This is a genomic window from Salinibacter sp. 10B, from assembly GCF_002954405.1.
Lineage (GTDB): Bacteria > Bacteroidota > Rhodothermia > Rhodothermales > Salinibacteraceae > Salinibacter.
Window position 1 is genome coordinate 3509127 of sequence record NZ_MQWC01000004.1, and the last position, 24061, is coordinate 3533187.

The following is a 24061-nucleotide window of genomic DNA, read 5'->3' on the forward strand; positions in this document are numbered from 1 at the left end:
TTTTCCGATTACATCACCTTCTCGATATGAACAAGCAGAAGAAAACCTATTCATCTCCGATTCTGGTCGAGCACGGAAGCGTCGACGCCATTACGGGTCAGAACAGCGAAGCCCGTGAGTATCTGGACCAGCCGTTTGGAACGGGGACCCCTTACGGAGACCTCACTTTTTCCGGACCGCTTCACTAATAAAATATCAAAGACGGAACGAGGGCGGCCTCGAAAGGGGCCGTCTTCTCCGTGTCGAATAGAAATAAGTGGACGACCGCAGGGGTTGAAGGGAGGCGTCGTTCAGAACAATCGGATGTACACTTTCACCTTCACCGTTCCGGACATTCCGGTCGGGGAGAAATTGCCAGTCGATGAACGCATACATTGCCTACGGGCTTCACATTCACTCCGATATTGTACTTCCGGAACTGGAGAGGTCCGATCGGGCCACTCCGGACGTTCGAATTCATCGTCGAATTCTGCCCGCGTCGGCCGTGCTGCACACGCATCATGAATACGGTCCTGGGGTGGCGATGTACGAATGGTCGGACATCGGACGATTTCGCGTCGTCGATGGTACTGAGATCCATGCGGAGTTGGATCCGAATGTAGACGCACGCCTTGTGCGCTTGCCGCTCCTCGGAACCGTAATGGCCGCACTTCTTCATCAGCGCGGGTTTTTGGTCTTGCACGCCAGTGCGGTGGCCATCGAGGGACAAGGGGTCGCGTTCGTTGGACACAAGGGATGGGGAAAGTCGACGACGGCTGCTGCCCTTTATGCACGAGGACATGCCATGATTACTGACGACATTCTCGCCGTGGCCCCCGGAGCCGGGGCGCCGGAGGTAGCAGCTGGGTTTCCTCAACTGAAACTTCACCCTGCCTCGGCACAGGCGGCCCTCGGGGATGACCCGTCTGCTCTGCCTGAGCTGGCCGATCGCGTCTCGAAGCGAGCTCGAACAGCCCGAGATGGATTTCAGGCAGCCACAGGCGTGCCTCTCTCGGCCATTTACGTGTTGGGGAAAGGACCTCAACTTGCCGCAACAGAAATCCCGGTGCAGCAGGCGTTCGTGGAGCTGCTCCGGTACTCCTACAATGTTTCGCAACTCCGAGCGGTCGACGATCCGGGACTTCCGGCGCTCTTCCGTCGATACGCCGACCTCGCAACTCACGTCCCACTCTGGTCGCTCCAGCGGCAAGAGGATTTGCACGCCCTCTCCGATATTGCACAGCTCATCGAGTCCAGGACGAGGGAGGACCGATCGGGGACGAACGCATCCATTTCTGCCACGGTCCGCGTCTAGTCGATATTGCATATGCACTCCACGTTTACGGCCACTGTACACGACGCCCGACGGCGACTCGGAGATCTGCTCCGGGCTCTGCACCTTGTGTGGGAGGCCGCTCGTCGGTGGACCCTTCTGTGGGTGCTCTTTCTGGTCGTGCAGGGCACGATCCCGACCGCAACCGTCTACCTCACGAAATGGCTCGTGGATGCGGTGGCTGAGGGGCTTGGGGGAGGGCTTACCTGGGAGGTTGCGGTTCCTGTGCTCATTCCCGCAATGCTGGTGGGAGGACTCATGCTATTGGCGGAGGTATTTGGAGGCCTGATGGGGTGGGTGCAGACGGCCCAGTCCGAATATCTGCGTGACCACATCAAGGGGCAGATCCATGAGAAGGCCGTTCGGGTCGATTTGGCATTTTATGAAAGCCCGGCCTATTACGACCACATGGCCATGGCGACCGACGAGGCCGAAGGGCGGACGCTGTCGTTATTGCAGAGCCTTGGGCAGATGATCCAGAGCAGCATCACGCTTATGGGCGTGGCGCTCTTGCTTTTGCCGTATGCATGGTGGCTGCCTCTTGCCTTGCTGGTAAGCACAGCGCCAGCTCTTTGGGTAGTGCTGGTGCACCGCCGGCGTCACCACGCCTGGTGGGAAGACACGGCGCCCGACCGCCGGTGGACAAACTACTTCAACCGAGTGCTTACGCTTCCCTTTTCGGCGGCCGAAGTGCGACTCTTCGGGCTCGGATCCCACTTCCAAGAGCAGTACCGAACCCTTCGAGAGGAGCTCCGAAATGGTCTTATTCGGCTCACCGGGCAGCAGAACTGGGCGCGGCTCGGGGCCGCAAGCATCGGGCTCCTCGTCACGGTTGGGGTGATGGCATGGATGGGCATGCGAGCACTGGGCGGTCGGGCAACGCTCGGCGACCTCGCCCTGTTCTACCGTGCCTTTACCGAAGGCAAAGACCTTATGCGGACGCTCTTGAATGGGGCGGGAAGTGCCTACAGCGATGCCCTCTACCTCGAACATCTCTTCACGTTTTTGGAGCTTACGCCCCAGGTCACGAGCCCGGCGGAGCCCGTTGCACTGCCTTCCGCACAGGCCCGTGAGATCCGGTTTGAAGAGGTTGGGTTCCGGTATCCCGATAGCGACGAGTGGGCCCTGCGCAATTTTTCTCTCACCATCCCTGCGGGCAAAACGGTAGCCGTTGTTGGGCCCAATGGAGCAGGAAAAAGCACGCTCACGAAGCTCCTCTGTCGCTTCTACGATCCCCAGGAGGGGCGCATTCTGGTAGATGGCGTGGACCTTCGAGACTGTGATCTCGAGGCTCTTCGGGACGACATCACGGTTATGTTCCAGTATCCGATGCAGTACATCGCTACCGCGGCCGGCAACATCCAGATGGGCGACCGCCGGGCGGAGGGCACCCGTGAGCGCGTGAAGCAGGCGGCCCGCGCCGGGGGGGCACACCGCATTATCGAGCGGCTACCGGACGGCTATGATACGCTTTTGGGCAAACAGTTCGAAGGAGGCGTGGAGCTAAGTGGAGGACAGTGGCAGCGCATTACACTTGCGCGCGCCTTTTATCGAAAGGCGCCCATCGTCATCCTCGACGAGCCCACTAGTTTCATGGACTCCTGGGCCGAGATGCAATGGCTGGAACGGTTCCGCACGCTCGTGTCTACTCGCACCGCGATTCTCGTCACCCACCGTTTTACCACAGCCATGCAGGCAGACCTCATTTTCGTCATGGTGGACGGACAAGTGGTGGAGACGGGGTCCCACGAAGATCTCGTGACACAAGAGGGCATGTATGCGGACTCCTGGCAGGCCCAGACGACGGTGCGGGAGCTTGGAGACGACCGTGGAGCGTCCGCTGCGCCGGAGCACGGCGTCCCTTCTGCAAAAAATGGACGCTCGTCACTCTCACCCGGTTCTCATTAGTTTTGAGGAGTTCTCGATGTCTTTTGCCTTTGTTTCCGCTTCAGCGCCCCCCTTCCTTCGTTCGGCTCCGCCCTTCGCACCGGAGACGCAGCTTCTGTGTCTGTGTGCGCGGTCTGAGGTGGAGGGGGAGCGGGAGGATCGCCTTCGGGCCCTCCTCGCAGAGCCACTCGATTGGGCCGCTGTGCTCACGGCGGCCGCGCTTCACGGCGTTTCGGGAATGCTCTACCACCACCTTGCCCGTCACGCTGCCAGCGTTCCCGCCGATGCGTTGTCGTGTCTCCAACGCCGTGCGCAAGCTACGCAGTTTTACAACATGCGGGTCATGACAGAGCTGGTACGAATCGCGGCACTGTTTCGGGCCGAGGGGATTCCGCTTCTCACCTACAAAGGGGCTGCTCTGGCCTCTCGCTACTACGGAAATCTGGCCTTTCGGCGTTTCGGGGACGTAGACCTTCTCGTTCATCGGGACAATCTGGGCCAGGCGAAAGCTCTTCTGCTCGGGGAAGGATACGCCACTGTTCGGTCGCTATCGGACGAACAAGAGCACATGAGGCATGAGGCACAGCTCGGCTATGAGTTGCACCACGAAGAACGGGACGTGCTCGTCGAGCTGCATTGGGCACTGCTCAACCGTGCACTCACATTCCGCCTCTCGTCCGATGACGTATGGGCGCGATCCACGACGCACCAGTTCGGCACCAGTTCGGTGCAGGTGCTCGATCCGGATGATTTACTGCTGTACCTGTGTGCGCACGGGACCAAGCATCACTGGAGCCGTCTGCTGTGGGTGAGCGACGTGGCGCAGGTGCTGCGGGCAGATCCCGATCGCGACTGGGGACGGCTGATGAAGCGAGCCCGTTCGATCGGGAGCCTGCGCACCTTGCTTCTAGGGGTGATCCTTGCGGGGCGGTGGCTGGACGTGGAAGTGCCGCCGGAGGTGCATCGCCGAATTGCGTCAGACGAAACGGTCGAACGGCTGGTGCAAGAGGTGGAGACGAAGTGGTTTGGTACGCAGAAAGGCCTCTTTCGGCCCGTCGAATGGTCCACGTTCTGGTTCGCCTTCCGCACGCGCCAGCGCCTGCGCGACAATCTGGCCCTTCTCGGGCACTACGCGGCCCTGGCCGTAACGCCGACCGAGCACGATTATGCGTTTCTATCGCTTCCTCCATCCCTCTGGGGATTGTACTACCTCATTCGTCCGTTTCGCCTCCTTCGAGATGGGGGCCGCGCCCTTGCTCGTCTTGTGGACGGAACGGCCAAACCAACGTCACACCATGCGCAATAATGTCACCAGACGGCTGCTTTCTCGCGGAAGGCGGGGAGCACAAACGCTGCGCCGGATCACCTGGGCCGAATGGAAAGCGCTCGGCCTTGCGGGGGGCACGGTGATGGCCGTCGCCCTGCTCCTACGTCTGGTTTCGTTTCGACGCGTCCAGCGCCTGCTTTCGGGGGCGGCGTCTCGATCGGAGTGCTCCGTGCGGCTGAGCGAAGACGACGAGCAGCGACTACTGTGGGCCGTCGCAGCGATAAGCCGGCGGCTGTTCCCGGCTCGTCCGTGCCTCACGCAGGCCCTTGCCGCGCAGGTCCTCCTTCGGTGGAGGAAGGGGCGACCCGCACAGTTGCGCATCGGCGTGGCTCGGGCCGACGACAATCAAATTCGGGCCCATGCCTGGCTCGAGCGAGACGGGAACGTCCTAATTGGAGGGGGCGCATCGCCTCGGGTTTACAGCCTGCTTTCCGGACGAGCAGAGGACCCCCTTTAGGGAGACCTGCTCCAGCTCATTTCTTTTCTCCTCATAGACGAATTGACGACAATGGACTCAACTTCCCAGCAGCTTTCGCTTGACAGCTCCGTAGCGCGCACCGACGACAACTTGTCGTCCAATCTCGCCGGGGAAGAAGTGATTTTAAACCTCATGGATGGCGTGTACTACGGCTTGAACGAGGTCGGGGCGCGTATCTGGGCCCTGATGGAGACCGCCGACACGCCCCGCGAGATCTGTGATGCGCTCCAAGAAGAATATGACGTGGACCGGAGCACGCTCGAATCGGACGTGCGTGCTATCCTGGTGGATATGGAGGAGGCCGGGCTCATTGAATGCTCTCCCGATCGGGGAGACGAGTAGGGGCACTCAGGTGTCGGGGAGGGACGATGAGGAGCAATGGGAGAGGCCGCGCCGTACCCTCAGTCCTTGTTCTCTTCCGCCAACCGACGGAGTCTCACCATGCGACGGTCCGTTCTGCTCGTGCTCGCACTGTTTCTGCCGGCCTGCGGCATTTCGATTCCGGATTGGGGCGGAGACGCACTCTCGCCTGACCGAATTACGGTTCCCGATGGCTTTCGCGTCGAGATCTTTTCCGATCAGCTGCCGGAGGCGCGGTCAATGGCGCTCTCCCGGTCTGGAACGCTCTTCGTAGGGTCCCGGGACGGGGGCGAGGTCTATGCGCTGCGAGATGTGGACGACGACCATCGGGCCGATTCGGTCTATACCATTGCCACGGGACTCAACACGCCGAATGGAGTGGCGGTGCGCCAGGGGGACCTCTACGTGGCTGAGATTTCGCGCATTTTGCGCTACGAGAATATCGATGCCCGGTTGGACGACCCGCCGACACCCACCGTTGTGTCCGATGCCTTCCCGAGTGATACGCATCACGGATGGAAGTATATCGACTTCGGCCCAAGCGACAGTCTCTACGTGCCTGTGGGAGCGCCATGCAACATCTGCGACGAAGGCGATCCGTATGCGTCCATTCATCGCATCGCGCCGGATGGCAGTGGGCACACCATCGTGGCGCGGGGCGTGCGCAACACCGTGGGATTCGACTGGCATCCAGAGACGGGCGACCTCTGGTTTACCGATAATGGCCGCGATTGGCTCGGCGACGACCGCCCGCCCGACGAACTGAACCGTCTCACAGATCCCCCACAGCACTTCGGCTATCCCTACGTGCATGGCGACAGCTTGCTCGATCCGGAATACGGAGAGGGGCACGACCCGGCCGAGTATACAGCCCCCGTGCAAGAGTTGGGACCGCACGTTGCGGCACTGGGCATGACGTTTTACACGGGACAGCAGTTTCCGGAGGCGTACCGGGAACAGGTCTTCATCGCCGAGCACGGCTCCTGGAATCGGAGTACCAAGATCGGCTACCGCGTCACCCTCGTGCGGCTGAACGACGAGGGGACGGCGGTCGGCTACGAGCCCTTCGCGACGGGCTGGCTTCGGAACGGCGACAACTGGGGACGGCCGGTGGACGTACTGCAGACGCCCGAGGGAGCACTGCTGGTCTCCGACGACCAGACCGGCACCATCTACCGCATCTCATACGAGCCGCTCTAGCTGCTCTCCTCCTCGTTCTTCGCTCCAGTTGCGAGCCACTTTCCGCGGGCAGACGGCGGTCCCGCTGCGCCTCCGATGCAGGCAGCGGAACCGCTCACGTCTCTGAGGGGAGATCAACCAATATGGACGTAGGGAGGGGGGCAAGAAACGCCCCCCTCACAGGTGCATGACGAACCACGCCCGTGGAACGGGAAGCGAGGGCCACTACGGAGCAGCGGAGGGCACGGGGCGGACCGTCGGCGTTCCGATGTTGTTTTCCAGAAGCCACAGCGTCCCCTCCTTGTCGAAGGCGATTGCTCCCGGGAGCGTGAGGTCGTCCGTTACTGCGGTGCACTGTCCCGTTTCAACATCGCAGCGGTTGATGGTGCCTCCCGCCGGGTTTCCCAGTGCGGTGGCGGCAAACCAGCCGTTCTCGTCGTACTCGACGACGTACAAGTCGCCGTTGGGTCCGAATTCGACGTCAATCACCGACGTAAGCCCGGAGAGGGCAACCTCGCAGTGGTCAGACGGGCAGGTGACGTTCTGTGCCCTTTCCTCGACGCGCCACACGCGGGAGAGGTCCGTAGAGGGATTGCCTTCGAGGTTTTCGGGCGTCACGCCGGTCAGCTCCCCAACGTAGTAATCCCCGCTCGGTCCCACGTCAACCGCAGTCGGCACGGGTTGTACGTAGCAGTTTGTGTCCTGAGAGAGGGGGAACAGCACTCGCCAGTCGGTGGGGTCGGTGGAAGCCGCCGGCGGGCCAGTCGTCGGGGGCGTGAGGATGGACACCCACTCGACCGTCCCGTTCGTACGGGCCGATAGCAGCGTATTTCCCGCCGCGTCGGCCACCAGCACCTCACTTCCGGAACGATGGGCGAGGTGGTACGGGTTGGACTGCGGCCCCGCGGTGAACCCCTGCGATGGATTGATCTCACAGCGTGGGTCTTTCCACTTCAGTCCCTCGTTCGCGTCCGGGTCAACGGCCTGCTCGAAGGCCTCCACGTTGCCGACCTTTCGGGCGGTGCCGCGCGTCACGTGCCACACGCCCGCGCCGACGGCCTGGTCGAGTCCCCCGCTGGTCGCGAAGAAGTTGCCGCGGCCAATCGTTTCGATTCCGTTGATCGGCGAGCCCGTCACCGTCGCAATTTCCGTCACCTCCTGCACGCCCTGTCGGCTGATTTCCTTGACGACCGACGTGTTGGTTCCCTCAGGGGGAATGTCGGTTCCGGGGGACACCGTTTCGACGGCGAGGATACTCCCATTGGGGGCAGTCGCCAGGTCAAACACCGGGCCGGAGAGCACGGTCCCCCCCGACGGCCCCGTTGGATTGTTCGGGGGAGGCACCCCCTGCATCATAGCCCCGCGGGCTTCGACGTGGGCTTCGGGAGGAACCGGGTCTTCCTCTGCGTCGGGAGCAGAGGTGTCACATCCGACGAACAGCATGGCCATTGTAGCAAAAGCGAGAAGGGCACCCTGTGCGTATCTCATGACTTGGACGGGCTTGTTGAGAGAGGAGCGGAGAATGCCGGATCTCAGCATGCCTCTGCCGGTGATCGAGGCGGACGGCCTCCACCCGCGAGGAGGAGAAGGACACCGCGCACGGGAAAGGAGGCCGTTTCTCGGCACCCGTATGGCGCCGAGGGATCCAGGTGTTAGCTGAGCGTAGCTTTGCGCCCTCCCAAATGTCAAGAAATGTTCAAGGTCGGGAGCTTTGTCCTACGCGTCAGTGCTCTTCAGTCACACAAGGTCATTATCGATATTTCCAGCGCTCGGACACGCCCAAGGCAGTGTCGATGCATGGCGGCGGCTGCTACGGGGCCGAAATCTCGCATGTACTCCCCGACAACCATATTCATTGATACGCGGCCGACCCATCTGTCCGGGTCGACGGTGGGGACCGACGCCATCCCGAACGGGACGCCCTACGGGAGAAGTGCATCGGCAGAGACAACGGGGAACGACCGGTGGACGGGCCGATCCTCGTCGCCGACGATCAGACAGGGACGACGAACCGCACGCGTATGACCGCAGGGGGGAGAAGGGGAGAATGGAGGCCCGCTCGTTATGCTGCGGAGTGGGGAGAGGGAGAAAAAACGCGAGCGGCCTCTCGGTGCATAATTGCGTGTAGGTCGGCCGTAAGTTCCGGCGTTTCGGCGTAGCCGCCCGAGAGAAGGAGGACGACCGGCAGATTGCGATCGTGGATCTGCTCCAGCACGTAGCCGTCGCGGGCATGCAGGCCCTCGCGGCTAAGGTTGATGCGTCCAAAGCGGTCGTCGGCCGCCACGTCGATGCCGCCGAGGTAGAAGACGAGGTCGGGATTGACGGCGTCGAGCGTGCGGGGGAGGTGCGTCTTCAGTGTCTCCAGATACGTCTCATCGCCGGTCGCGTCGTCGAGGGGCACGTCGAGCGAGGACGGCGGTTTCTCAAAAGGGTAGTTCTTGGCGCCGTGCATCGAAAAGGTGAACACCGAGTCGTCCTCCGCAAAAAAGGCTGCGTTGCCGTTGCCCTGGTGGACGTCGAGGTCGACGATCAGAATGCGCTGTGCCCAGCAGGACGACTGCAGGACCCGCACGGCGACGGCCACATCATTCAGCACACAAAAGCCCTCGCCCCAGTCCGGAAACGCGTGGTGCGTGCCTCCAGCCAGGTTGGCCGCACGGCCATCGGTAAGGGCCATGAACGCGGCGTTGATGGTGCCCTGCACGGCCAGCCGCGAGCGGTAGACGAGCCGTTCCGACCAGGGAAGGCCCATCCGGCGCTCGGCGTGATCGGACAGGGCGCCCTGGGCCAGTCGTTTCAGGTAGTCCGACGTGTGTACCCGCTGGAGGTCGGCCCAGTCGGCCTGCCGGGGGGCCACGACGTCGGACGGCACGATCAGCCCCTCATCGAGCAGGCGACGGTGCAGGGCCGGAAACTTGGCCATCGGAAATGGGTGGCCGTCTGGAAGCGGCACGTAGTACCCGTCGCTGTAGCTGACGCGCATACGGCGGTGCGTTCGGCGTTCTGCGTTTAGTGCTGAGTGTTCTCTGGGGCAATCAAAGAGACGAAAAACGTTCCCCGCAAAACGCCCGACGCGAATACTATTTTGACTGCTGGCGCGCGAACTCCTTGTAGCTTTGGTCCTCGTAGGCCCCTGACCCGACGAATCGGATCATCGTAAGAAAGGTGGGGCGCTTGATGAAGCCGGGCTGCCGGGCGATGGGGGTGCCGTCGGGCTTCATGAACACGGTGGTGGGCACGCCCCGTGCTCCGAGGACCGAGGCGAGCTGGCTCGTGGTGAGCGTCCGGTTGGCGTAGGTGTGGTTTCCCCCCGTTGTATCGCTATTCAGACGGACGTAGGTAAAGTTGTCGTCCAGATACTGCTGCACGGTGGAATGGGAGTACACCGTGTTTTGCATGCGCTGGCAGTAGGGGCACCAGGACGCATAGATCTCGACCAGAATGGGCGTTTGTTCCTCCTGTGCTGTCGCGATGACCTCTTCGAAGGACTGTGGAGGAATGGTAATCTGAGCGGAGGCCGGATGGGCAGTGATGCCCAGGAGGCCTACTAGCAGGAGGCAGGAGACAAGGCGTGTGGTGCGCATAGACCGGGTGGGGAAATCCACGAGATCGGAGAGGGACATTCGATTCGTCAGTTCTCGAATGGTTTCACTCACCCCCAAGGTCCGAGACGAGCGACCCTCACAATTTTCACCTCGCTGTTTTCTGCATTCAGGTGGACCGCAACTTGTGCCTTTCCATCTTGAATCAGGTCCGTTCTGACTTCGTGGATGCACGACGTTCAATATGGTAACGGGCCTCCGAAGACTTCTGTGAGAAAGTACAAGTGAGACCCTTGCCAGTTTGTAAATAATTTTGGTTAGGCCAGTCCATTTTCAGAACGGGTCCGACTTAAGTGTTTATTGGTCCCAACTTTTCAAGAAAAACGTCTCATATAATCCTCGAGAGAGTCACTGATTTGACCTCACTACTTCCGGGATATTGCTCAATTCGTATCTCCGTATGTTCCAAGATAGTTTCGCCCCTCTTATTCTTTGTTCCATTCTTCCGTTCGATGAAAATCGTCGCGTGTGGATCATCGTCTGGTCTTTTTGCTTTGGAGCGGTTTAGCTCCTTCCGCAAGGGTTGATCTAATTTGTTATTTGGCATTCCGGGGTGGACCTTCTTGCCCCCTATTCCCAAAAAGTGATTATCGGAAGTCACCTCGACGACTTCCAGTTGTATGCCGTTCGCCGCCGTTTCGAGATAAGAGATCCGCAACCCGTCGTATACTAGTTCCGTGCTCTTTTTGTATCCGCCAGAATTAATCTCGGTAATATTTCTCTCTTTCGGGTTTCCTAATATACGGATCGCCTGTTCGATAGAGCGAACTGTCAAGAGGGTCTTCATATACCCTCTACCATCAATTGAGATGTTGTTAAACTCTTCATAAGAAATATAGGGTGTGTCAACTGTATGTCCTCTAGTGTTATTTTCAAATGTTTTTTTAGTTTGTCCTTTGACTATGTATGGTATAAAAGTGAATATTGTGGCTATTATAGTAATAATAAACGTAACTTTTTTCATTGTTTTATTTTTTAATTTAGGAGGTTTGTAATATTGAGGGTAATATTTTAATTTTTATATGTACTTGAAGACTGGGCTACATTTGTCTGAAGATGGGTCACAGTGTTTGTTAAATTTAGTTCCAATGTGCTCTTCAGGATTGATGAGGGGGGTCATCATTGTAGTTTTCTTCGTCAACATTTACTGGTTTCATTTCAATATGTACATGAGGAGGACCTCCTCTGCAGGGATTTCTTGTCGCATTTCCACTCACGCCCACTTCGCCGATTTCACCGCTCGCAGGTACAGAATCTCCTCTTTGTACATCAACACTGCCTAGGTGAGCGTATACGGTAAATGCAGAGTTTCCATCCACGCTCTGAGAGAGTAGTCGTATGTGCGAGGCAATATCGTTCTACACAATCCGGTGAAATCGGACGACTTTAACCGTGCTCGTTTCCCGATTCACGTGAATGGTGAGTTGTGCACGGTCCTTTGTCGTCTGTTGCCCTTTCTTTGAGGTTTTTTCGGGGGAGGCGATTCGGATCGTACCCACGCCATCAACGCTTTTTTCTCCGAGGAATGTGTCGCTGTCAATAGAGGCTTGAACCTGGGGGCTTAACTGTTCAACGCCCATTCCGGAACGCAGTACCGTTCCTCCTACGCTGATAGACCATCTTGGGGAGCGAAGCTCCATCGTATTGAGCCGTACTCGTCCCTCTTTTCGTTGAATGTACTTCAGCATCATTCCCTCATAGTGGAGAGTTGCGATGAAGCGTTTGCCGTCGGGAAATACGTTTCGATCAATATCTTCTGGCTGGCCGAGGAGACGGGCGACCTCGTCTAGAGATGAAACGGACAGCAGGTCCTGGAAGATCACACTATTCCTAGACGTAGATTTCGATGATGTCAAAGAGTCACGGACGGAAATCGAGTGGTATTCGGATTGACTGATGTATGGCGTTTGGACAGTACGCCCCTTTTCCTTCTTATCGAACGTTTTTTTGGTCTGAGCTAAACCCATTTCTGGGAGGGCGACTCCGAGTGTAACGAGTAGGAAAATACTAGAGAGCAGTCTATACATAGTTTTGTATCAATTAAATTAAAAATTGTATTTACAGGTGGTCATCCTCCCTTAAAGACTGGACTACAGTTGTCCGAAATGGCCTCACCATCAGAGTCAAACTCCGCACCGATATAGTTTTCTGGGTCCTTCGGAGTACCTCCAGCCCAAGAGTTTCCTTCCTTTACTCCAAGGTGTAGGTGGGCTGGGCCACAACTGCAGTCAGTTTCGCACGCATTACCGGAGACACCAGTCTTTCCTATGAGTTCTCCCGTGGATAAGGATTCTCCTCCCTCGACAGTACGTTTACTAAGGTGAGCATATATAATGAGGTTACCGCCGTCGGTTTGGATGATGATATATTTTCCAAAATCCTCGCTTTCATTTCGAGCCCACACGATTCCTTCCCTCATCGAGTGGACTTCTGTTCCGATGTCAGCCAGAAGATCTATTCCGTAGTGCGGGTTTCCTTGACCTCTCGCATTCTCTCCGAACCGTCCCCCCTTCGACACCAGAACAGGTGGGTCGAATGTCCATGTCTTTGAGCGGATCCGACCGACAGAGTCTCGTCTCATTGACCTCAGGATTCGACTCCTCCGGCACGCAGTCCGACCCTGGCGCTGGGAGCTTCTCGGTACAATCCACACCGCCACTTCCTCCCTCGTCTTCTCCTCCGTCTCCACCACCACCTTCGTCATCTCCGGGATACAGCTCCGATTCTCCTCCGGTCGATCCACTACAGTCCCACCACCGATCTTTGACCTCGCAATCTCCGCGCACACAAACTATCGCTTCTCTCAGATGACACTCCTTGCTTTTCGTCTCCGCGCTTCTCTTTGCCTCTGCCTGTCTCCCATGAGCACTTCCCCCGTCGACTCGAAGGACCTGCTGTAGCGCAAGGCTGTAGGCTGCCTCCGTCTCTGGAATCGTGCAGTGCGCAAACCGGACGCCTTCCCCCTCGCGCGTCCTCCCCTCCGTCCGAAGGACCCGGTAGACGACCCGCTGGGTCGCTGTCTCCGCGCTTTTGACAATCGCCTTCGGAAACCGCAGGTAGATGCTCCGGAACCGAACAGTGTCCGTATACGGCCGAGATGCCAGGTAGCACCCGTACGGCGAGGGCTCGGACCGAGAAGATTTCTTCGGTCCGGGCGTCCGGTCTTCGCCCGGCCCTATGATTTTCTGCTCCAGGGGAATCTCACCAGGATCCGGCAGCGAGGTGCCAGTCGGCATGTGTGAGTAGGAGAGCGCCGCACTGTCTGGATCGACCACCGGCTCTTTGCTTTTGGTCGCCCGGTCGCTGCTGGTGAGATCGCAGGCCCCGAGGCTAAAGGCGAGGGCCACGGCCAGAAGCCAGGTCCAATCGTTCGAAGAGTAAAGGGCACGTTTGTCGACAGCACATTTGGATGACATTGGATAGAAGAGGGATCTTCAGCAACAGAAAGCCTCAGCGATAGAGATATGGTCGCAGGCACAATGCGTAAAAACGACTAAATTAATTTTTCTTAAATGTAAAGGTGGGTAGGTTAATTAATTATATCATAAACAAAAGAGTGGTTTGGGGCAGGATGATCCCGAATTACGACATAAGGCGATTCTGTCTTCGCCCGTCTAAGCGTCTTCCCAGCTGTGGGATAATTGCGGATTAGAATGTTCAGCAGTGCCCGAGCGAGAAGGGAATCCCAGACGATTCGTGTGACGTGCTCGTTGTCACGTGGGCAACACCGAAACAATTCTCCCCGTGTAGGGTGGAGATTCATCCCCGCCTTTTCTTTCGTCTTTACGTGCATCCCTCATGTCCGCTTCCCGGCGTCTCGTTCGGCTGCTCGTTGGCATCGGCCTGGTGTTGGTCGGCCTGTTGTCGGGAATCCTGGTCATGCTCGTCGTGGAGGAAGAGCCGGCGCCTACGCCCGCCCCCCGGATCGTCAAGCAGGTGAATAGTGGACAGACGGGGGACGGTCGGGCTGGAGCGCCCGCCGATTCCGGCCTACGCGCCCGAGAAGTAAACCCAACCACCCTCAGCCAGAAATTTCGCTCTGTAGCGGAAGAGGTTCGGGCGGCTGTGGTCTCGATCCGGGTCCAGTCGGAGGGGGGAGAGAACGTTCCTGAGGAAGAGTTCTTCAACAATCCGCCGCGCCGGCAGAATCTAGGAAGTGGGGTACTCATCAGTCCGGACGGGTACGTGGTCACGAATCACCATGTGGTGGAAGAGGCCGGAGCCATTCAGGTGCGTCTCACGGACAAGCGGCAATTTGAGGGACGCGTAGTAGGGATGGATCCGTCCACCGACCTGGCCGTCGTCAAGATCGACAGTCCGGGCGACCTTCCCGTCTTGCCCATCGGCAATTCTGACCGTGTGCAGGTAGGCGACTGGGTGGTGGCCGTCGGGAATCCGTTTCGGCTGACCTCGACCGTCACGGCTGGGATCGTGAGTGCGCTCGGGCGCCAACTCCGCATTATCGATAGCCAGTTCGGCATCGAGAACTTCATTCAGACCGACGCGGCCATCAATCCAGGCAACTCAGGGGGGGCGCTTGTGAATCTGGAAGGAGAACTTATCGGCATCAATACCGCTATTGCCAGCAAAACGGGAGCGTACGCCGGATACGGCTTTGCAATTCCCTCTATGCTCGTGGAGCGGATAATTACGGATCTGATTGAGTACGGAGAGGTCCGGCGCGGCTATCTCGGCGTGAGCATCCAAGAGGTGAACGCGGAGGTGGCCGAGGAGGTGGGGCTCGACGAGATCCACGGCGTCTACGTGGCGGATGTGCGCAGCGGAAGTGCCGCCGACCGGGCGGGCCTCCGTCGGGGCGACATCGTGGAAGCGGTGGCGGGGGAGCGCGTCGACGCGCCGAACGAGCTCCAGAGCGTGGTTGCCATGCAGCGCCCCGGCGACGTCATCGCATTGCGTGTGTGGCGAGAGGGGACGGTTGAGACGATTGATGCACGCCTAATGGGCAACGACACGTCCGTCTACCAGAACTGGCTCAGCGACCTCCGGTCTCAGTCGCGTCGACGGCCGGGGCCCGTTCCCGACGACGAGCGTCCGCAGTCGGATCCCGATCCGGAATCGTCCGAGGCACCGGTGGTCACGCTCGACGGGTGGGGCGTAGGACTGCGGGCCGTCGAAGATCCGGTGCAGTCCCGCTTCAATCTCGACGCTGGGGCCTACGTCGCATACGTTGAGCAGGGCGGTGCCGCGGCGGACGCCGGCCTGCCCCGCGACGTGATCATAACGGCCCTCGATGACGCCCCCGTCGAGACGCCCGAAGACGTGCAGGACTACCTGGAGGACGCCGAGCCCCCGATTCTCGTACAGGTCCAGCGGACGGACGGCACGCAGGCCTTTTACGAAATTCAGTAGCGGCGAGTGCATTTCTGAACTGTTGCCCGACTGTGTGGGGGGCTGGACGGATTGCCCGTGATTGCGTATTTCGTATTGCGTGATTGCTGACCGGACGAGCCTGTCGGTCCGGATCTGCCAATCATTTTCGGGGCTCATGACTCCACGACGACAGAGACTGGCGGCATTGCTCTCAATGAGGGCGTCTACTTGTAGAGTCAGTGCCACGCTCCTAAACGCATAACGCACAAACGCACAAATACATCCATGCTCCGTTATCTCACCGCCGGCGAATCGCACGGCGAGGCCATCATCGGCATTATTGAGGGCGTGCCCGCCCAGCTGCCCCTCTCTCCTGACGACATCAATGAGCATTTGGCCCGGCGCTGGCTCGGCTACGGGCGGGGCGGTCGTTCGAAGATCGAGAACGATAAGGTGCACATCTACTCCGGCGTTCGGTTTTCTGAGACCCTCGGAAGCCCGATTTCCTTCCGCATCGACAATGGGGCCTACGAGAAGGACAAGGCGGGCTGGCCGGAAAAGATGGCCATTGAGGGCCCGCCGCCCGACGATCTGGAAAAAGTGACCCTTCCCCGTCCCGGTCACGCGGATCTGGCGGGGCTTCAGAAGTATGAGCTCGACGACATCCGGCCCGTCATCGATCGTTCCAGTGCTCGTGAGACCGCCATGCGGGTGGCCTGCTGCTCCGTGGCGCGGCAGTTGCTCAATGAATTCGGCATCGAGGTTGGCAGTCACGTCGTAAGCATCGGCGACGTCGGCTTCGAGGAGCCGGAGGAGTGGGTGGATCGCCGCAACGCACTTATCGAGGACGGCAACGGGGCGCAGGCCCTGTACGAGGCTGCCGATGAGAGCGCCACGCGCATGCTCGACGACGAGATGACGGAGCGCTGCGTGGAGCATATCGACCAGACGAAGAAGGAGCGCGACTCGCTGGGGGGCGTGTACGAGGTGGTGGTGACGGGGGTGCCGCCGGGACTCGGCTCATACGTCCACTGGGACCGCCGACTCGACGGTCAGCTCGTGCAGGCCATCTGCTCCATTCAGGCGCAAAAGGCCGCCGAGGTGGGCGATGGGTTTTTTAACGCTCGACGGCGCGGCTCGGAAGTGCACGACCCCATTGAGCGCGAGGATGGAGAGTATCCCCGGCGCACCAACCACGCGGGAGGGACGGAGGGCGGCACGTCCACCGGCATGCCACTCGTGGTGCGCGGCTACATGAAGCCGATTCCGACGCTCATCAAGCCGCTCGACTCGGTCGACACCGCCACGGGCGAGGCGCAGCCCACCCGGTATGAGCGGAGTGACGTGACGAGTGTCCCCGCGGCCTCTACCGTTGCGGAGGCAACCGTGGCCTACACTGTGGCCAACGCGTTCCTTCGGAAGTATGGAGGGGACTCCATTCCCGCCATTCGTCGTCACGTTGAGGCGGACCGGGAGGCGTAGTCGGATCGGTGGAGGCAACCGGAGATGGGGGCAAGGGCAGACAGAGCGCGCATTCTCGCCTCCGCACTGCAGGAGGGACGAACGGAGGGCCGTCCCTTTTGCCCACGGCCCGTCGGGGTAGCAGCGTGCACATCCGAAACGTAAACGGAACGTGATAAACCTGCCCCTCTAGGTCCCGTTTGGCAAGACCCGCCGTATATCGAGCCTCAGCGGATCATATACTGAGACGACTCTCCGCATCGACAAACTGTATGGGCAACGACTCTGCACCGCACACCGACACGGCCCAGCCCCCGTATGTAGAGGATCCCGACGCTCTGAAGCAGTTCGTGGCGGCCATGCCGTCCCTCATCGTCATGCTCGACGCCGAGGGAACGGTTGTGGCATGCAGTGATCGGTGGGAGGACTTGTTTGCTCCTTCCTCCGAGAGTGAGGAGACCGACGGAACGGAGGCGCGCTCCTTTTTCGATGTCTTCGTCGATCCGGACGAGGTGTGGGCTGACACCTTCGCCGACTGTTTGGCGGACGGAGAAACGCGCCGGGGATATGTTCGTCCCCTTACGCGAACCGACGGCACGAGCTACTGGGTGGACTGGGAGGTGCGGCCCTGGCGTACCGGTTCGCCGAAGGCGGAGATTGGTGGCGTGCTCGTGTACCTCAGCGATCGCACCGGTCAACATCGGGCGGAGGTGACGCGTCGGCAGGTGGAGCAGCGCTTCGATGCGCTCATCGGCACGATCAGTGAGGGCGTGCTCCTGATGGACGACCGCGGCATCTTTCGCGACTGCAACGACGCCGCCCAGGACATTTTGGGCCGACCCACCGATGAAATCGTAGGATCCCGCTTCAATGACGACACCTGGAACGGACTCCGGGAAGACGGCACTCCGTTGCCCAACGTCGAGTTTCCGTTCTGGCGAGCCTACGTGGAGCGCGAGACGGTGCCCGACGAGGTCATGGGCATTTACCCGCCCGACGCTCCGCCGCGCTGGATTCGCGTCAACTCCCAGCCGCTTTTCCACGAGGGGCAGGACGATCCGTATGCTGTTCTCATTTGCTTCGACGACATCACCGACGAGAAGTTGAAGGAGGAGGCGCTCCAAACCTCGCGGGACCTGTTGTCGAGCGTTCTCAGCAGCTCGCTGGATGCCATTACGGTCCTCTCGACCGTGCGTGGCGAGACCGGTCGCATCGTCGACTTTGAGTGCGAGTTAGTGAACCCGCAGGCCGAAAAGCTCATCGGCCATACCGCCGATTCCCTCGTGGGCCACCGCCTCCGCCGGATTATGCCGGAGCAAGAAGAGAACGGGTTGTACGACGCCTACTGTGAAGTGGTGGAGACGGGAGAGCCGATGGAGACCGAGGTGCAGTACGAGACCGAGGAGGGAATGGCCTGGTTTCAGGTCATGGCGGTTAGTGTGGACGACGGCGTAGCGGTCACCTTTCGCAACATTACCGAACGAAAGGAAGCGGCTCAAGCCATGGCTGCGGCCAATGCGAAGCTGGAGCGCCGCAACCGCGCGCTGCGCGACTTTGCCTACATTGCCTCGCACGACCTGCAAGAACCGCTTCGCAAGATCCGCGCGTTTTCGAATCTCGTTTTGGAGGATTACGGCGATGCGGTGGACGAGACGGGACAGGACTACCTGGCTCGGATGCAGGATGCGGCTGAGCGTATGTCGCAACTCATCAACGACTTGCTCGTCTACTCCCGCATCACCACGCAGGCACAGCCGTTTGAGAAGGTGGACCTCAACCGGATCGCGAAGAACGTTCGCAATGACCTCGACCTTCGAATTGCTGAGCTGGACGGCACGGTCGAGATTGGAGCGCTGCCGACCATCGAGGCCGATCCTACACAGATTCGACAGGTGTTTCAGAACTTGATTGGCAACGCTCTCAAGTTTCACAAGCCCGATGAGCCGCCGCGCGTAGAGGTGGACGCCACGGTGGAGCCGGCCTCGGAATCTCTCCAGCAAAACGGACGACTTGCGGCGTCGTGCTCGGAAATGTGCCGGCTTACGGTGAGGGATAATGGGATCGGTTTTGAAGAAAGTTACACAGATCGTATATTTTCACCCTTCAAGCGGCTCCATGGCCGCGATGAATACGAAGGAACCGGGATGGGCCTTGCCATCTGTCGCCGTATCGTAGAGCGGCACGGTGGCGACATTTCGGTGGAGAGTCGTCCGGGGGACGGGACGACCTTCACCGTGCTGTTGCCTGTGGCCCGAGGGGAGGGCGATTCCGCTTCGGAGGGGGCCCGGTCGACCGATCCTGCGACGAGCGCGTAGTATGCGATGGACCGCGACGAACCGATTCACATTCTGCTGGCCGAGGACGATCCGGACGACCGATTGTTGACGCGCCGGGCAGTGGTGGAGAGCCGCGTCGCCACGACGTTTGCGGCGGTGGAGAATGGAGAAGAGCTCATGCGGTACCTACGCCGAGAGGACGAATATGGGGCCCCCGATCCGGCACCGCGCCCCAATCTCATTCTGCTCGACCTCAACATGCCCCGAATGGATGGGCGAGAAGCCCTTCGCGAAATTAAGTCCGACGAGGAACTCCGGCGCATCCCGGTCGTGGTGCTCACGACCTCCGAGGCCGAGCAGGACGTACTCCAAAGCTATGATTTGGGGGTGAATGCCTTCGTCACGAAACCTGTGATGTTCGACGCTCTTGCCGGGGCGATGCGCTCCCTCGGCGAGTTCTGGTTCAACCTCGCCAAGCTCCCTCCCGAGCATGACGCAGACGAATGACTACGGCTCCCACTCAACTCGACATTTTAATCATTGAGGATGATGAGGGCGACTACCTCATCACCAAGGCCCTGCTCGATCGTGCGCAGACCATTGAGCACACGCTCGATTGGGCGTCGACCTATGAGGACGGGCGGGACGCCATCCTCACAGATCAGTACGACGCCTGTCTGGTGGACTACCGGCTCGGCGCGAAAAGCGGACTTGATCTGCTCGAGGAGGTGAATGAGCACGGAGGCGTACGGGCGCCCATCATCTTTCTGACCGGTCAGGGGGATCTGGAGGTCGATCTGCACGCGATGGAGGCCGGTGCGGCGGATTATCTGTCGAAAGACAACATTGATGCCCCGTTGCTGGAGCGGTCCATTCGTTATGCGGTAGAGCGCAAGGAGGCCGAGCAGCGCATCCGCGAGCAGGCCCAGCTGTTGGACAAGGCCCGCGATGCCATCCTGGCCCACAATATGGATGGGGACATCGTGTACTGGAATAAGGGGGCCGAGCGCCTGACCGGGTGGTCAAGGGAGGAGGTGCTGGGGGAGCGAGCGCATACGTGTTTGTATGACCCCGACGAAGAAGACAAGCTGCGGCGTTGCCACGAGACGATGATGGAGGAGGGGGAGTGGACCGGCGAGCTCCACATGCGCACGAAGGAGGGCGATGAACTGGTTGTAGAAAGCCGATGGACACTCGTCCGGGACTCGAATGGCGCCCCCGATCAGGTGCTCGTCATCAACACCGACATTACGGAGCGCAAACGGCTGGAGTCGCAATTCCTGCGGTCGCAGCGTATGGAGAGCATTGGGCGGCTGGTGGGAGGGATCGCGCACGATCTCGGCAATCTCCTGATGCCCATCACGTTGGGCGTAAAGGTACTGCGCCGCCGCCTCCAGCAGACGGACGACAAGATCGACCAGGTGCTCACCATGATTCAGAAGAGCGCCGAGCGTGGGGGCAACATGGTGGAGCAAGTGTTGGCGTTTGCGAGAGGCGTAGAGGGAGAGCGGGTGGCCCTGCAGCTCGGCAGCATCGTCGAAGAGATTGAGGGCATCACGGACGAAACCTTTCCGGAGTCGATCACGGTGCGTACCGCCTTGTCCGACGATCTGCCGCAGGTTGTTGGGGATGCCACTCAGATTCAGCAGGTGCTCATGAACCTGTGCGTGAATGCCCGCGACGCGATGCCCGACGGCGGGACGCTTTCCATCGAGGCGCAGGCGGTTGAGCTTACGGAGGAAGAGGCAGAGCGGACCATCGACGCCGAGCCCGGCTCGTACGTGTGCGTGCGGGTAGAAGACACCGGGGAGGGAATGCCCGAAGACGTAATGGACAAGATCTTTGAGCCGTTCTTTTCGACAAAAGAAGAAGGAGAGGGCACGGGCCTCGGCCTCTCTACGGCCTACAGTATCGTACAGAGCCACGATGGCTTCATCGATGTGGACAGCGAGAAGGGACACGGCACCACGTTCTGGGTCTACCTGCCTGTGAGTGAGGATGCCGACGAACGTCGCGCAATTCCGGAAACCGGGGATGGGGTCGCTGCCGGAAGAGGGGAACGGGTATTGGTGGTCGACGACGAAGAGTTCATTCTCGAGACCACGCGAGAAGCGCTTCTGGACGCCGGGTACCGGGTTGTTACGGCGTCGGGGGCCGAAGACGCACTGCAAACGGTAGGCGAGGACGAGGTTGATGTGGTTGTCACCGACCTGCGCATGCCGAACATGGATGGCTTCGATCTCATCCGCACCCTCCGCGCCCAGTACCCCAATCTGCCCATCATTGCGGCGAGCGGGGTCGCGGATGGTCGTACCGACGAAGCCCTTAACGCTGGCGCGCAGGCCTTTCTTGCCAAGCCGTTTACCGCCGAGAAGCTGCAGGCAGCCCTTCACGAGGCGCTGCATGCTCCGGATGAAGCCCCGGCGCAGTAGGCCGCCCCCACGGGGCTGCGAAGAGACACATCTGCTCTCGGCGCTCACGCGAGTGCACTTTCCTGCCCGGAGTCTGCCACGAAGAGGCAACTGGAGCGGGTTTGGTCCACCATCGACCGCATGAAGTTGAAGTCCGGTCCCGGAGGCAAACCAAAGATGTTGAGGTCGGCCTGCGGGGCATTGGGCACGGCCTCTCTGAACGCCCCCTCCATCACCAGGGCGTCGGCTCCGGGCATCCGCGCCAGGTTGGTCACCGTTTCCATAAACGCCTGGGCGTTTTCGCGTTCGGACGGGTCGTCCACGACCGTGAGCAGGCGCATTTGCGCGTTCCAGTTCTGGACAAGCTTGTAGGCCGTGAGAAGGGGAAGGTCCAGGTTGCCGATGTCCATGGAGATGCTCCAGTCGGGGCTTCGGTCGTGAATCCAGATATTGATCTGCTCGCGTTGGCCGAGCCCGGCATGTGGGTGGGCGGCATAGATGAGAATCCCGATCGGCATGTCCGAAAGGTCATTGAGGATGGTCCGATAGTCCTGCTCGCGGATGTCGGAGTCGGGACAGGTCAGAAAGAGCATGTTGGGCCGGAAGAAGGCCCCCCGCAGTGCCTGGATGCCGGCGGTAAGTCCATCGGCGAAGGCATCCGCCTTGATGACGGTGGACGAGGCGAAGACGCCGCGCTTCCGGAAGGCTCCGGTCAGGTCGTTAATCTGGTCCGACAGGTTCTCCGAGGCGTGGTCGGAGGCAAGGCCCAAGAGTCGGACTGAGCCTTTCGGGGCCGCGATCTGTTCGAGAAGCGAAAAGGTGCCCCGCAGCGTCTCGGCACTCTCCACAGGGATCAACAGATTGGGCTTCCAGGCCCGCTCTTGGCTGGTTGACAGCTCGGAGACTTGCTTGGCGGCCCACTCGGCAAGAGAAACGAAGAGGCCACTCCGGACGTCGGCGACATCGGTGGCGAGCGACCGGCGCAGCAGCAGGCCGTAGAAGAGGACGACGACGGACAGAGCAATGAGGCTAAAGGTGGGGTTTACGATGAACATGGCGAACAGGCACCCGACGACCCCGAGAAGTGAAACCGTTCGCGGAATTTGGAGCAGCGGTCGGAAGCTTACGAGGCCCAGTGTCTGTTCGGTGAACACCACGAAATTGATCATGGTGTAGGTGATGAGAAAGAACATCGTTATGAGCGGGGCAATGGCGTTCAGGTCGCGCAGCATAAGGGTCGCCAGGACGATGCCGCCCGTAATGAGGATGGCGTTGCGCGGTTCGCCCCGGTCGGTGCGGGCCGCGATCCAGTCGCCATTGGGCAGGACGTCGTGATTTCCCAGCGCTTGAAGGATGCGGGGAGCACCCACGGTGGAGGCCAGGGCCGACGAGAAGGTGGCGCCCAGCAGGCCCGCGACCACCGCCGGGCCCCAGTACGCCCGGTCGATCATGATCGTATAGTTGCTCATCAGGTCCTGCGGGGATGCGGTGCGGGCCAGCCAGATGGCGATCAGGACGTAGACGACGAAGCTGACCGCAATGGCCCCGAGGGTGCCGGCGGGAATGCTACTGCGGGGATCCTCGAGTTCGCCCGACATGTTGGCGCCGGCCATGATGCCGGTCGCCGCGGGAAAGAACACCGCGAAGACGACCCAGAACGAGGTCCCGGAAAAGCCGTCCTCCGGAGAGCCCAAAAAGTCGCCCCAGAGCTGCACCTCCTCGATCGAGTACTGCATCGAGCCGGTGTAGGCGGCCACGGCGACGGAGATCAGCGATGCAATGATGATCGCCAGGATGCCGTACTGGACCCGAAAGGCCAATCCGGCACTCGCGTAGGCGATGCCGAAGATGATGATGAACGCCGTAAGGTCGACCAGCAGCGCCGGATGGTTTGGGAACATCCAGAGCCACCCTTCCCGAAACCCGAAGATGTACATCGTGACGGCCAGGGCCTGGGACAGGTAGAGAGGAATCCCGACGCTTCCCCCGACCTCAATCCCGAGGGACTGCGAAATGATGGAGTAGGCGCCGCCCGCCCCAATGCGGATGTTCGTCGTAATCGATGACATGGAAAGCGCCGTCGCCGCCGTGATGACGAAGGAGAGCCCAATGATGAGCAGTCCCCCCACGAGGCCCGCATTGCCAACAACCCACCCGGTTCGCAGATACATGATCACGCCCAAAATGGTGAGCAGCGTGGGAGTGAAAACGCCGCCGAACATGCCGTATTTTCGGTTGCTCAAGGTCGGCGTCGCGTCATCGGAGGACGGCGCCACGCTTTCCTGCGTGTCGGCTGGTTGAGAGGACGTCATGTTGGTAGCAGAGAACTGACGGGAAGCAATCGCAAAATGAAGAATGAACGGGTCTGGGGAGTGCTCCGAAACTGATCGTGGCACACGTAACCAAACCGTGGCGAAGTCGCCCGAACGCCTACTTC

18 protein-coding genes are annotated in these 24061 nt (G+C 60.1%); 12 read left to right on the forward strand and 6 right to left on the reverse strand.

Going from position 1 to position 24061, the window contains the following annotated elements:
* Positions 1 to 26: 26 nt before the first annotated feature.
* From BSZ35_RS19300 to BSZ35_RS14355, 7 genes are all read left to right on the forward strand, one after another.
* A complete protein-coding gene (locus BSZ35_RS19300; protein ID WP_146110117.1) occupies positions 27 to 188 on the forward strand; it encodes a lasso RiPP family leader peptide-containing protein in 162 nt (53 codons plus the stop codon).
* A 173-nt stretch (positions 189 to 361) separates the two neighbouring features.
* Positions 362 to 1294, forward strand: a complete 933-nt coding sequence (locus tag BSZ35_RS14330) for a hypothetical protein (protein WP_105013080.1) — start codon at positions 362 to 364, stop codon at positions 1292 to 1294.
* A gap of 12 nt (positions 1295 to 1306) precedes the next feature.
* A complete protein-coding gene (locus BSZ35_RS14335; RefSeq protein WP_105013081.1) occupies positions 1307 to 3220 on the forward strand; it encodes an ABC transporter ATP-binding protein in 1914 nt (637 codons plus the stop codon).
* A 16-nt stretch (positions 3221 to 3236) separates the two neighbouring features.
* Positions 3237 to 4505 (forward strand): nucleotidyltransferase family protein, encoded by a 1269-nt coding sequence (locus BSZ35_RS14340; protein WP_181149350.1) that lies wholly within the window; start codon positions 3237 to 3239, stop codon positions 4503 to 4505.
* The gene (locus BSZ35_RS14345; RefSeq protein ID WP_181149351.1) at positions 4495 to 4983 is read left to right on the forward strand and encodes a lasso peptide biosynthesis B2 protein; all 489 of its coding nucleotides are present in this window, start codon (positions 4495 to 4497) and stop codon (positions 4981 to 4983) included. Before BSZ35_RS14340 ends, BSZ35_RS14345 begins: the two co-directional genes overlap by 11 nt.
* 51 nt (positions 4984 to 5034) lie before the next feature.
* Entirely contained in the window at positions 5035 to 5346 is a 312-nt protein-coding gene (locus tag BSZ35_RS14350; protein WP_105013084.1) for a PqqD family peptide modification chaperone, read from the forward strand.
* 99 nt (positions 5347 to 5445) lie between these two features.
* The gene (locus BSZ35_RS14355) at positions 5446 to 6564 is read left to right on the forward strand and encodes a PQQ-dependent sugar dehydrogenase (RefSeq protein ID WP_105013863.1); all 1119 of its coding nucleotides are present in this window, start codon (positions 5446 to 5448) and stop codon (positions 6562 to 6564) included.
* Between the two features lie 204 nt (positions 6565 to 6768).
* Here BSZ35_RS14355 and BSZ35_RS14360 read toward each other — a convergent pair whose 3' ends face one another.
* From BSZ35_RS14360 to BSZ35_RS14385, 5 genes are all read right to left on the reverse strand, one after another.
* The gene (locus tag BSZ35_RS14360; protein WP_181149352.1) at positions 6769 to 8031 is read right to left on the reverse strand and encodes a ScyD/ScyE family protein; all 1263 of its coding nucleotides are present in this window, start codon (positions 8029 to 8031) and stop codon (positions 6769 to 6771) included.
* A 574-nt stretch (positions 8032 to 8605) separates the two neighbouring features.
* A complete protein-coding gene (locus BSZ35_RS14365; protein WP_105013086.1) occupies positions 8606 to 9526 on the reverse strand; it encodes a histone deacetylase in 921 nt (306 codons plus the stop codon).
* A gap of 97 nt (positions 9527 to 9623) precedes the next feature.
* Entirely contained in the window at positions 9624 to 10166 is a 543-nt protein-coding gene (locus tag BSZ35_RS14370; RefSeq protein ID WP_258096560.1) for a thioredoxin family protein, read from the reverse strand.
* Between the two features lie 307 nt (positions 10167 to 10473).
* Positions 10474 to 11109 carry a hypothetical protein gene (locus BSZ35_RS14375; RefSeq protein ID WP_146110118.1) on the reverse strand — a complete coding sequence of 212 codons (636 nt, stop codon included), beginning with the start codon at positions 11107 to 11109 and terminating at the stop codon, positions 10474 to 10476.
* Positions 11110 to 11503: 394 nt separating this feature from the next.
* Positions 11504 to 12112, reverse strand: coding sequence for a hypothetical protein (locus BSZ35_RS14385; RefSeq protein ID WP_146110119.1), 609 nt, complete (start codon positions 12110 to 12112; stop codon positions 11504 to 11506).
* A gap of 1831 nt (positions 12113 to 13943) precedes the next feature.
* On the opposite strand from BSZ35_RS14385, the gene BSZ35_RS14395 reads away from it, so the two are divergent.
* The 5 genes from BSZ35_RS14395 (at position 13944) to BSZ35_RS14415 (ending at position 21645) form a co-directional block, all read left to right on the forward strand.
* Complete coding sequence (locus BSZ35_RS14395; RefSeq protein WP_105013091.1) at positions 13944 to 15515, forward strand: trypsin-like peptidase domain-containing protein; 1572 nt, start codon at positions 13944 to 13946, stop codon at positions 15513 to 15515.
* Between the two features lie 246 nt (positions 15516 to 15761).
* A complete protein-coding gene (aroC, locus tag BSZ35_RS14400) occupies positions 15762 to 16958 on the forward strand; it encodes a chorismate synthase (protein WP_105013092.1) in 1197 nt (398 codons plus the stop codon).
* 251 nt (positions 16959 to 17209) lie between these two features.
* Positions 17210 to 19252, forward strand: coding sequence for a PAS domain-containing sensor histidine kinase (locus tag BSZ35_RS14405; RefSeq protein ID WP_105013093.1), 2043 nt, complete (start codon positions 17210 to 17212; stop codon positions 19250 to 19252).
* A 6-nt stretch (positions 19253 to 19258) separates the two neighbouring features.
* Positions 19259 to 19720, forward strand: coding sequence for a response regulator (locus BSZ35_RS14410; protein ID WP_105013094.1), 462 nt, complete (start codon positions 19259 to 19261; stop codon positions 19718 to 19720).
* Positions 19717 to 21645 carry a hybrid sensor histidine kinase/response regulator gene (locus tag BSZ35_RS14415; RefSeq protein ID WP_105013095.1) on the forward strand — a complete coding sequence of 643 codons (1929 nt, stop codon included), beginning with the start codon at positions 19717 to 19719 and terminating at the stop codon, positions 21643 to 21645. The genes BSZ35_RS14410 and BSZ35_RS14415 overlap by 4 nt, the downstream gene beginning before the upstream one ends.
* Positions 21646 to 21689: 44 nt before the next feature.
* Here BSZ35_RS14415 and BSZ35_RS14420 read toward each other — a convergent pair whose 3' ends face one another.
* On the reverse strand, positions 21690 to 23936 hold the full coding sequence (locus BSZ35_RS14420) for an amino acid permease (RefSeq protein ID WP_105013096.1): 2247 nt from the start codon (positions 23934 to 23936) through the stop codon (positions 21690 to 21692).
* Positions 23937 to 24061 lie beyond the last annotated feature (125 nt).

Excerpts from the sequence above, each read along its gene's own strand:
- BSZ35_RS14340 (WP_181149350.1), top strand. The coding sequence starts at position 3,237 with ATGTCTTTTGCCTTTGTTTCCGCTTCAGCGCCCCCCTTCCTTCGTTCG.
- BSZ35_RS19300 (WP_146110117.1), top strand. The coding sequence starts at position 27 with ATGAACAAGCAGAAGAAAACCTATTCATCTCCGATTCTGGTCGAGCAC.
- BSZ35_RS14415 (WP_105013095.1), top strand. The coding sequence starts at position 19,717 with ATGACTACGGCTCCCACTCAACTCGACATTTTAATCATTGAGGATGAT.
- BSZ35_RS14375 (WP_146110118.1), bottom strand. The coding sequence starts at position 11,109 with ATGAAAAAAGTTACGTTTATTATTACTATAATAGCCACAATATTCACT.
- BSZ35_RS14355 (WP_105013863.1), top strand. The coding sequence starts at position 5,446 with ATGCGACGGTCCGTTCTGCTCGTGCTCGCACTGTTTCTGCCGGCCTGC.
- aroC (WP_105013092.1), top strand. The coding sequence starts at position 15,762 with ATGCTCCGTTATCTCACCGCCGGCGAATCGCACGGCGAGGCCATCATC.
- BSZ35_RS14360 (WP_181149352.1), bottom strand. The coding sequence starts at position 8,031 with ATGAGATACGCACAGGGTGCCCTTCTCGCTTTTGCTACAATGGCCATG.
- BSZ35_RS14405 (WP_105013093.1), top strand. The coding sequence starts at position 17,210 with ATGGGCAACGACTCTGCACCGCACACCGACACGGCCCAGCCCCCGTAT.
- BSZ35_RS14410 (WP_105013094.1), top strand. The coding sequence starts at position 19,259 with ATGGACCGCGACGAACCGATTCACATTCTGCTGGCCGAGGACGATCCG.
- BSZ35_RS14345 (WP_181149351.1), top strand. The coding sequence starts at position 4,495 with ATGCGCAATAATGTCACCAGACGGCTGCTTTCTCGCGGAAGGCGGGGA.
- BSZ35_RS14330 (WP_105013080.1), top strand. The coding sequence starts at position 362 with ATGAACGCATACATTGCCTACGGGCTTCACATTCACTCCGATATTGTA.
- BSZ35_RS14335 (WP_105013081.1), top strand. The coding sequence starts at position 1,307 with ATGCACTCCACGTTTACGGCCACTGTACACGACGCCCGACGGCGACTC.
- BSZ35_RS14385 (WP_146110119.1), bottom strand. The coding sequence starts at position 12,112 with ATGGGTTTAGCTCAGACCAAAAAAACGTTCGATAAGAAGGAAAAGGGG.
- BSZ35_RS14395 (WP_105013091.1), top strand. The coding sequence starts at position 13,944 with ATGTCCGCTTCCCGGCGTCTCGTTCGGCTGCTCGTTGGCATCGGCCTG.
- BSZ35_RS14350 (WP_105013084.1), top strand. The coding sequence starts at position 5,035 with ATGGACTCAACTTCCCAGCAGCTTTCGCTTGACAGCTCCGTAGCGCGC.
- BSZ35_RS14420 (WP_105013096.1), bottom strand. The coding sequence starts at position 23,936 with ATGACGTCCTCTCAACCAGCCGACACGCAGGAAAGCGTGGCGCCGTCC.
- BSZ35_RS14370 (WP_258096560.1), bottom strand. The coding sequence starts at position 10,166 with ATGTCCCTCTCCGATCTCGTGGATTTCCCCACCCGGTCTATGCGCACC.
- BSZ35_RS14365 (WP_105013086.1), bottom strand. The coding sequence starts at position 9,526 with ATGCGCGTCAGCTACAGCGACGGGTACTACGTGCCGCTTCCAGACGGC.